Annotated in this window: 5 protein-coding genes and 1 pseudogene; 2 read left to right on the top strand and 4 right to left on the bottom strand. The window is 48.5% G+C overall.

Going from position 1 to position 2,303, the window contains the following annotated elements:
• From QZ506_RS01325 to QZ506_RS01315, 3 genes are all read right to left on the bottom strand, one after another.
• Positions 1 to 111 (bottom strand): IS1 family transposase (locus QZ506_RS01325; RefSeq protein ID WP_367272950.1); only part of this gene is annotated, 111 nt, incomplete at its 3' end.
• 121 nt (positions 112 to 232) lie between these two features.
• Positions 233 to 493 carry a Rho-binding antiterminator gene (rof, locus tag QZ506_RS01320; protein WP_222158377.1) on the bottom strand — a complete coding sequence of 87 codons (261 nt, stop codon included), beginning with the start codon at positions 491 to 493 and terminating at the stop codon, positions 233 to 235.
• A complete protein-coding gene (locus tag QZ506_RS01315) occupies positions 480 to 680 on the bottom strand; it encodes a YaeP family protein (protein ID WP_291968500.1) in 201 nt (66 codons plus the stop codon). The genes rof and QZ506_RS01315 overlap by 14 nt, the downstream gene beginning before the upstream one ends.
• Positions 681 to 991: 311 nt before the next feature.
• Here QZ506_RS01315 and QZ506_RS01310 point away from each other — a divergent pair.
• Together QZ506_RS01310 and QZ506_RS01305 are read left to right on the top strand one after the other, a co-directional pair.
• Positions 992 to 1,536: pseudogene (locus tag QZ506_RS01310) on the top strand (YaeQ family protein).
• Positions 1,537 to 1,590: 54 nt separating this feature from the next.
• Positions 1,591 to 2,136, top strand: a complete 546-nt coding sequence (locus QZ506_RS01305) for a copper resistance protein NlpE N-terminal domain-containing protein (RefSeq protein ID WP_291968503.1) — start codon at positions 1,591 to 1,593, stop codon at positions 2,134 to 2,136.
• A 7-nt stretch (positions 2,137 to 2,143) separates the two neighbouring features.
• On the opposite strand, the gene QZ506_RS01300 is transcribed toward QZ506_RS01305, so the two are convergent.
• The coding region (locus QZ506_RS01300; RefSeq protein ID WP_291968502.1) for an IS1 family transposase at positions 2,144 to 2,303 on the bottom strand (160 nt) is incomplete at its 5' end.

Raw genomic sequence — 2,303 nt, 5'->3', positions numbered from 1 at the left:
GTGTTTGCATGACTGACGACGGTAACGCTGATGGCCACTTTTGCCATAACAGTGTTTTTTCACAGGAGATGTCTGTTCACAAAACGGGCATCTTACATCAACTTTAGCCACTGTATTCCACATCCAAAACCGGACATTTCACACTGCAATCAACATATTGAATACACGACCCAACCTAGGTTTAGGTTGTCCGTTGACTAAACGTTGTATCGCGTGTTGGTTGTGTGACCAATCAGGATTCACTCACCACCACTTTGCCGATACCTGGATTGCTGAAGCTCACGATATGATCCAGACGCAACTCTCGCAGTGCGCCATTTTCTTCCACCACAAGATATTCCACTTGCTTGCGCGAGACAATATCCTTGGCCTTGCCTGTAAGGGTTTCACCGCTGCGCAACTCGAGCGTCAGCGTCAGATGTTGCTGGCACGTAGCCTCAAGGCTATCGTAATCATCACAATTGATGGGTTGATATTCGTTACTCATTGACATAATCGCTCACAAATAAGTTAGCTGCGGCGAAGGCAGCCTGTTCCCTGACGGTGGACGGCAAGTCGCCATTGGCTGCGATCCCATCCAGAGTTTGCAAAACACAACCTAATGCATCGGGTATGTAGCCCAGATTGCCGCTGGCGATCTCCGCGTATAAACGACGAACCAATTCAGAATGTTGCTGCACAATATCCTCCCTTGGAAGTCCAACGCCGTAGGCTTTTGTGCCTGTTGTCGCCGCGATGGCCTCGTTTTTTGCTGATAAGGGGAGATAATCCCACGAAAATAAGTATTCGTTATCAAAAGGACTATAGCATAGGCATCAGCAGGATATCAGCATTCCGGTGTTAAGTAATGCTTCAGTTAGCGCACAATTTTAACCTTTTTACACAATATACTTGGCGCTGTGACCGGTCTGTTTTCTGAATTGTTATCGGTATGCTGTGCGTCTCACCGGTTCACAAGGTACACTGGTTGCAGACGGAGAAGAGGTATCGAATGGCATTAAAAGCAACGAGTTATAAAGCAGCAGTGAACATTGCGGATTTGGACCGCTCTTTTTTTACTATGCCAATTTGACCTTGGCGCAGCACCCCTCAGAAACTGAACAGCGTGTGATGCTACGGCTGCTGGCGTGGATCTGTCATGCGGATGAAAATTTACGCTTCACCAAGGGGTTATGTGCCTATGACGAACCGGAAATCTGGTTGCGTGATGATACACTGGCGCTGAAGCTGTGGATTGAATTGGGGTTGCCAGATGAGCGTCGGCTCAAAAAAGCCTGCAACCAGTCTCCGAACGTTGTGCTCTATGTCTATGGTGAGCGAGCGGCCCATGTTTGGTGGCAATAGATGGAGCAAAAGTTGCGGCCGTATCGTAATCTTGCCGTCCGTTTTTTAGACGATCGCCAATTGCAGGCGTTGGCTGCAATGACACAGCGCACGATGACGTTACAGGCAACCCTTCAGGATCGTTCGGTGTGGTTGTCTGATGATAAGAATAATCTGGAAATTATCTTTACAGAGTGGCAACCGGCCCAATAATCGTCATGATCTTGGGTGACAGGAGAAGATGGGGAGGAGAATAGCGTGAAAAAAATGGCGCTTGGCTTACTACTGGTTTTTGTGGCAGCAGGGTTGATGGGATGTCATACGCCCAAACCAGTGCGTGAGGAAGCATTGCAGCCCATGGCGCAGAGTTATCGTGGTGTATTGCCTTGTGCAGATTGTGCCGGTATCGATACGTCATTATTCCTGGCTGAAAATGGCACGTTTATACTGCAGCATCATTATCAAACCGATCGCCCCGGCAACCGCGTGTTTGCCACCTATGGCAGATGGGCGCGAACGGCGGATAAGCTCGTGCTCACCGATGTGCAAGGCGAAAAAAGTTACTTCAGACCGCTGGATAATGGTCTGGAAATGCTTGATCGTGACGGTGCGCCGATTGTATCCTCCAACACCTATCGTCTGACGGCGACCAAAGCGCCGTTGCCTACTACCCCGATGGCAATGCGTGGTTTGTACCGCTATATGGCCGATGCGGCGGTGTTTGCTGATTGTTTTACCGGTGTCACCTACCCGGTGGTAAATAATATCGTGATGGAAAAACGCTATTTACAGGTCGTTTATTCAATGAGTTGATGTAGCATCAAACATAGTACTCACGTTCGATGTAAGTACCGATGATCCTATCGTGCATTTCGGATGATTTTGAATATCCGAGCGTCTTGCGATTGAGCCGTTGCAATCGGTTACGCAGTGTCAGATGTGTACGCTCAATACGCTGTGTATACAGCTTGCTAACAATG

The organism is Candidatus Symbiopectobacterium sp. (genome assembly GCF_020054415.1).
GTDB lineage: Bacteria > Pseudomonadota > Gammaproteobacteria > Enterobacterales > Enterobacteriaceae > Symbiopectobacterium.
This window is presented reverse-complemented; position numbering and strand designations above follow the sequence as displayed.

Excerpts from the sequence above, each read along its gene's own strand:
- QZ506_RS01305 (WP_291968503.1), top strand. The coding sequence starts at position 1,591 with ATGGCGCTTGGCTTACTACTGGTTTTTGTGGCAGCAGGGTTGATGGGA.
- rof (WP_222158377.1), bottom strand. The coding sequence starts at position 493 with ATGTCAATGAGTAACGAATATCAACCCATCAATTGTGATGATTACGAT.